We start from the raw sequence: 4,721 nt of genomic DNA on the forward strand, positions 1-4,721 counted from the left end.
CGCATGGCTGCCGCAGGAAACCATCGTTTTTGACCGGGCGGCCTTTGTCAGGACGCTCGATGTGAAGCTTGCCGCGGATGCCGAGGCGCCCTCACCGACCTCGATCTCCCAGCCAAGCCGGTCGCCGCCGGTCAAGCCGCCGGCCGTGTTGATCAGCACGGCCTCGAGCGGATCGCCGTGCACCGCCGGCATGCGAATCTTGGCCGATCCGTCCTGATAAAGACGCCGGAGCCGGGTCCGGCCACCAGCTCTGCCGCAGAAAAGCCTGCCTCGCCCTGCAACACGTTGGGCGGCAGGCTGGGAAGCCAAGGTAGGGTCGATCATGTTCACGGCGCCAACGTTAAGCACTCCGGTGGCTTTGTCGATATATAGCTTGTTGCTTGACATCGTTTCCGTTTCTATAGAGGGAGCCACCTTGGATCGGTTACGCGATGCCTGGCGAGATAGGGGGCGCCGACGTTTGTGAATCCGGGGACGAAGGGGCGCTGATCAGTTGGCGTCGGGAAACGACAGGGGAAGGAACCGAATGGCTGACCAGCTAACGACTGAAATCATCGAAAAGATCAAGGCTCATGCCGAGACTGGCGGCGAGGAAATCACCACCAGCACCGATCTCAACACGCTTGGCATCCATTCGCTGGAGTTGACCGAGATCATCTTCGATCTCGAGGAGAAGTACGGCATCGAGATAGAGATGAACACGGTCGATGCCTGGAGCAACCTCAAGAACGTCGGCGACATGGTCGAGGCGGTTCGCGAATTGATCGCGAAAAAAGCCTGATTGCATGCTGAAGCGCGTCGTCATCACCGGCATTGGCGGGATATGCGGGCTCGGCAGCGATGTGCCGGCGATCTGGGACGCAATGCGCGCCGGCCGCTCGGCAATCGGCCCGATCGACAATCCGTCGCTGCATGACCTGAAGGTCAAGGTCGGCTGCGAGATCAAGGAGTTGCCCGATCACGGCATCGACCGCAAGCAGGTGGTGTCGATGGACCGTTTCAGCCTCCTGGCGGTGATTGCCGCGCGGGAAGCGATGCGGCAGTCCGGGCTGGTCGCCCATGCCGACAATACCTACAGGATGGGCGCCGTCGTCGGCATCGGCGTCGCCGGCTTCGAAACGATCGAGGAAAACTACCGCGCGATCCTGATCGAGGGACGCAACCGCGCGGCCATCTTCACCGTGCCGAAGGTGATGCCGGGTGCGGCCGCCGGCCAGGTGAGCATGAATCTCGGCCTGCGCGGGCCGGTGTTCGGGGTCACCTCCGCCTGCTCCTCGGCCAATCACGCCATTGCCTCGGCGGTCGATCAGATCCGGCTCGGCCGCGCCGACGTCATGGTCGCCGGCGGCACCGAAGCGCCGCTGGTATGGGGCGTGCTCAAGGGCTGGGAAGCGCTGAGGGTGCTTTCGCCCGATACCTGCCGGCCGTTCTCGGCCGACCGCCAGGGCCTGTCGCTCGGCGAAGGCGCCGGCATGGCGGTGCTGGAGAGCTACGATCACGCCGTGGCGCGCGGCGCCACTATCCTTGCCGAGGTCGCCGGCGTGGGCCTCTCGGCCGACGCCTCCGACATCGTCGCGCCGACGATCGAGGGGCCGGAAGCGGCGATGCGCTTCTGCCTGGTGGATGCCGGGCTCAACCCCGAGGATGTCGACTATCTCAACGCGCATGGCACCGGCACCAAGGCCAACGACCAGATCGAGACGGCGGCGATCAAGCGCGTCTTCGGGGAGCATGCGCGTGCGCTCTCGGTGTCCTCGACCAAGTCGATGCACGCGCATTGCCTCGGCGCGTCGGGCGGGCTGGAGCTGATCGCCTGTGTCATGGCGATCCGCAATGGCATCGTGCCGCCGACGGCGAATTTCCGTGAGCCGGATCCCGAATGCGATCTCGACGTGACGCCGAATGTGGCGCGCGAACGCAAGGTGCGCGTAGCCCTCAGCAACAGTTTTGCCTTCGGCGGCACCAATGCGGTGCTGGGCTTCAAGGCGATCTGATACAACCGTCAGCCATCCGCCCGAACGCGTTTCCATCCCGGGGGAATTGCCTGGTTGACTGTCCGTGCACGGCAAGCCGCTCACCGGCATATTGATCCCGAGGGGTCAGGGTCCTAATTCTTGCCACCCGCCACGCCCGCCATTCGGCGCCAATCCGCACCCGGAGCCTCCCGATGACCGACCTGTCCGCCTTTCCGATAACCAAGCGCTGGCCGGCCAAAAAACCAGACCTCCTGCAGCTCTATTCCTCCACGACGCCCAACGGGGTGAAGATCTCGATCGCGCTGGAGGAGATCGGCCTGCCCTACGAGCCGCACTATATCGACATCGGCAAGAACGAGAGCTGGACGCCGGAATTCCTGTCGCTCAACCCGAACGGCAAGATACCGGCGATCATCGACCCGAATGGGCCCGACGGAAAGCCGATCGGGTTGTTCGAATCCGGCGCCATCCTGCTCTATCTCAGCGACAAGACCGGCAAGCTCATCCCGGCCGATCCCATCCGCCGCTACGAGACGATCCAGTGGGTGTTCTTCCAGATGGCCGCGATCGGCCCGATCTTCGGGCAGGTCGGCTTCTTCAACAAGTTCGCCGGGCGCGAGATCGCCGACAAGCGGCCGCTGGAACGCTATCGCGACGAGTCGCGGCGGCTGATCGGCGTTTTGGAAACGCGGCTCAAGGGCCGGCAATGGATCATGGATGACGAATACACCATCGCCGACGTCTCGATGCTTGGCTGGGTGCGCAACCTGATCGGCTTCTACGAAGCGCGCGACCTCGTCGGCTTCGACGATTTTCCGACCGTCGCGGCATGGCTGGAGCGAGGCCTTGCACGGCCGGCCGTGCAGAGGGGCTTGACCATCCCGGCAAGGGGTTGAGGCGCAGGCCCCTACTTCGTTTTGGCCTTTGCGCGGCCTCGGCCGAGCACGGATGCGGCAAGCCGGGCGGTGGCCACCACCGCGCCGGTCGCAACGCTTGCGACAGTGCGGATCGGGCCCGACTTCGCCACCGGCTTATGCGGTTTCGCGGCGGCCTTGTGCGCTGCACCGTGCACCACTTTCTTGGGAGCAGCCTTGCCGAAGGCCGGTTTGGCGTCCTTGGAGCGCTCGGCGGTCGCCGGTGCGGCGCCGGCCCTCGATTGCGTCGCTTTGGATTGATTGGCCCTGCTTCTCGCGGGCGCGGGTTTTCTGGTCTTGGTTGCCATCAGACGGCTCCGTTTTTTTTGCGCAATTCCGGACGGAAAACCGCTGCGCACCTTTCCTGGAATTGCCTCAGCGCCGGACAATCGGGATATCGGCCATAACGACCTGTAAGTCTTAAGGTTCCCGTCCAAAAATAGTGAAAATTGAGCAGGTTAACCAATCACCAGATCGGCCTGCCGGCGATGCGCCAGCACGCGCTCGATATTCGGCATGTCGTTGGAGGCGATCCAGGCGCGCGCGTCCTCGTCGGACTTGCCATGGCCGCGCCAGCGCTCCATCAGGCGGCGCTCGAGCTCGCCCCGCGGCACGTCGACGAAGATGGTGAAATCGAACAAAGGCGCAAGCCGCGACCACGGCTCCTCGTCGAGCAGCAGATAGTTGCCCTCGACCAGGATGAACTTGGTATCGGCGCCGATGACTTCGGCCGCCGCGCGCGACAATTCCAAGCTGCGGTCGAAGACCGGAATGGCGATGTCCGGCTCGCCGGAGCGGATGCGCTTCAAAAGCGTCTCGAAGCCGGCGAAGTCGAAGGTTTCCGGCGCGCCTTTTCGCGCGCGCAGGCCACGGCGGTCGAGCAGGATGTCGTCATAATGGAAGCCGTCCATCGGCACGACTTCCGATGCGCCCTCCGGCAGCAGTTCATGCAGCCTGCCCGATATCGTCGACTTGCCGGCTCCCGGCGGGCCGGCAATGGCGACGACGAAGCGCTTGGCCTTGCCGGCGCGCTTGAAGATGGCGGCGGTGATATGGGCTAGGTCAGACATCAGCGCCTCTCCGCTAGCGATTTGGTCCGCATCTTGGCGGCAGTCGGCGGAAATTTCAAACCTGGGATCCCCGACGCAGAAGTTTTAGCCGCTCGTTGGCAAGCCATGTCGGCGAAGAAGACCTTGTTGCTGGTCGCAGGGCCACGCCCCAATCCCGCGATCTGACGATAGCCGGGACTGTCGCCGGCAAGCGGAACGCCCATCAGGTGGCGCAGCAACTCCTCGCGCAACGCCGGATTTTCCGGTGCGTATCGCTCGTGGATGACCAGCCCGGTCGAGGTTCCTCCGCGCGTGTGACGGACGGGAAACTCGACGAGACCCGGATGCGCGGCCCGAAGCCCGGAAGGGACGGCATGATTGGTGAGACCTCGCTCATGGCGCTGGCATTCCTATCGCCGATGTGAGGAATGGCAGCAGATGACGCAGGACGGCATCGGATGCTTCCCGCTGGGGGAAATGCCCGATGCCCGGAAGTACATGCCGCCGGTAGCCGTTGTCGAACAGCGCCTCCCTGCCTTCGGACGTGGCAGGCGCGTTGCATGGATCGGCTTCGCCGTGAAGCACGAGCGTCGGAACACGGATCGCCGGATCGCCCCGCAGCCGAGCTTCCAGAGCCGCGCATGACGGGTCGGGCTCGGCGAGCCCCCAGCGCACCCGATAGGAATGCAGCACGACATCGGCCCAGTCGGGATTGTCGAACGCGGAGGCGGTAATCGCGAACGCTTCGTCGGAGATCGCCCAGCCGCCGGTCCAGATCGACC

At 64.4% G+C, this 4,721-nt stretch carries 7 protein-coding genes and 1 pseudogene; 4 read left to right on the forward strand and 4 right to left on the reverse strand.

Going from position 1 to position 4,721, the window contains the following annotated elements; all coding sequences use genetic code 11:
• A pseudogene (locus tag EOA29_RS25560) lies at positions 1 to 324 on the reverse strand (urease accessory protein UreD); the annotation flags it as partial.
• 202 nt (positions 325 to 526) lie between these two features.
• Between EOA29_RS25560 and EOA29_RS25565 the strand changes: the two are divergent.
• From EOA29_RS25565 to EOA29_RS25575, 3 genes are all read left to right on the forward strand, one after another.
• Positions 527 to 781, forward strand: coding sequence for an acyl carrier protein (locus EOA29_RS25565; protein WP_059188710.1), 255 nt, complete (start codon positions 527 to 529; stop codon positions 779 to 781).
• 4 nt (positions 782 to 785) lie between these two features.
• Positions 786 to 1,994, forward strand: coding sequence for a beta-ketoacyl-[acyl-carrier-protein] synthase family protein (locus EOA29_RS25570; RefSeq protein WP_126090749.1), 1,209 nt, complete (start codon positions 786 to 788; stop codon positions 1,992 to 1,994).
• Between the two features lie 173 nt (positions 1,995 to 2,167).
• Positions 2,168 to 2,872, forward strand: coding sequence for a glutathione S-transferase N-terminal domain-containing protein (locus EOA29_RS25575; protein WP_126090750.1), 705 nt, complete (start codon positions 2,168 to 2,170; stop codon positions 2,870 to 2,872).
• Between the two features lie 11 nt (positions 2,873 to 2,883).
• On the opposite strand, the gene EOA29_RS25580 is transcribed toward EOA29_RS25575, so the two are convergent.
• Positions 2,884 to 3,198 (reverse strand): hypothetical protein, encoded by a 315-nt coding sequence (locus EOA29_RS25580; protein ID WP_126090751.1) that lies wholly within the window; start codon positions 3,196 to 3,198, stop codon positions 2,884 to 2,886.
• 150 nt (positions 3,199 to 3,348) lie between these two features.
• Positions 3,349 to 3,960, reverse strand: coding sequence for a nucleoside triphosphate hydrolase (locus EOA29_RS25585; RefSeq protein WP_126090752.1), 612 nt, complete (start codon positions 3,958 to 3,960; stop codon positions 3,349 to 3,351).
• Positions 3,961 to 4,055: 95 nt separating this feature from the next.
• Here EOA29_RS25585 and EOA29_RS43240 point away from each other — a divergent pair, with 95 nt between their 5' ends.
• Positions 4,056 to 4,364: a hypothetical protein gene (locus EOA29_RS43240; RefSeq protein WP_245468534.1), complete on the forward strand. Its 309-nt coding sequence runs from the start codon at positions 4,056 to 4,058 to the stop codon at positions 4,362 to 4,364.
• Here EOA29_RS43240 and EOA29_RS41670 read toward each other — a convergent pair.
• Positions 4,333 to 4,721: alpha/beta hydrolase (locus EOA29_RS41670; RefSeq protein WP_189478983.1), on the reverse strand; the 389-nt coding region annotated here is incomplete at its 5' end. The two genes, EOA29_RS43240 and EOA29_RS41670, sit on opposite strands and share 32 nt — an antisense overlap.

Origin of the sequence: Mesorhizobium sp. M1E.F.Ca.ET.063.01.1.1 (genome assembly GCF_003998155.1) — a bacterium.
In the GTDB taxonomy this organism is placed as follows: domain Bacteria; phylum Pseudomonadota; class Alphaproteobacteria; order Rhizobiales; family Rhizobiaceae; genus Mesorhizobium.

What these genes read in the sequence shown, in the direction of transcription:
- EOA29_RS25565 (WP_059188710.1), top strand. Translation starts at nt 527, where the DNA reads ATGGCTGACCAGCTAACGACTGAAATCATCGAAAAGATCAAGGCTCAT.
- EOA29_RS25580 (WP_126090751.1), bottom strand. Translation starts at nt 3,198, where the DNA reads ATGGCAACCAAGACCAGAAAACCCGCGCCCGCGAGAAGCAGGGCCAAT.
- EOA29_RS25585 (WP_126090752.1), bottom strand. Translation starts at nt 3,960, where the DNA reads ATGTCTGACCTAGCCCATATCACCGCCGCCATCTTCAAGCGCGCCGGC.
- EOA29_RS25570 (WP_126090749.1), top strand. Translation starts at nt 786, where the DNA reads ATGCTGAAGCGCGTCGTCATCACCGGCATTGGCGGGATATGCGGGCTC.
- EOA29_RS25575 (WP_126090750.1), top strand. Translation starts at nt 2,168, where the DNA reads ATGACCGACCTGTCCGCCTTTCCGATAACCAAGCGCTGGCCGGCCAAA.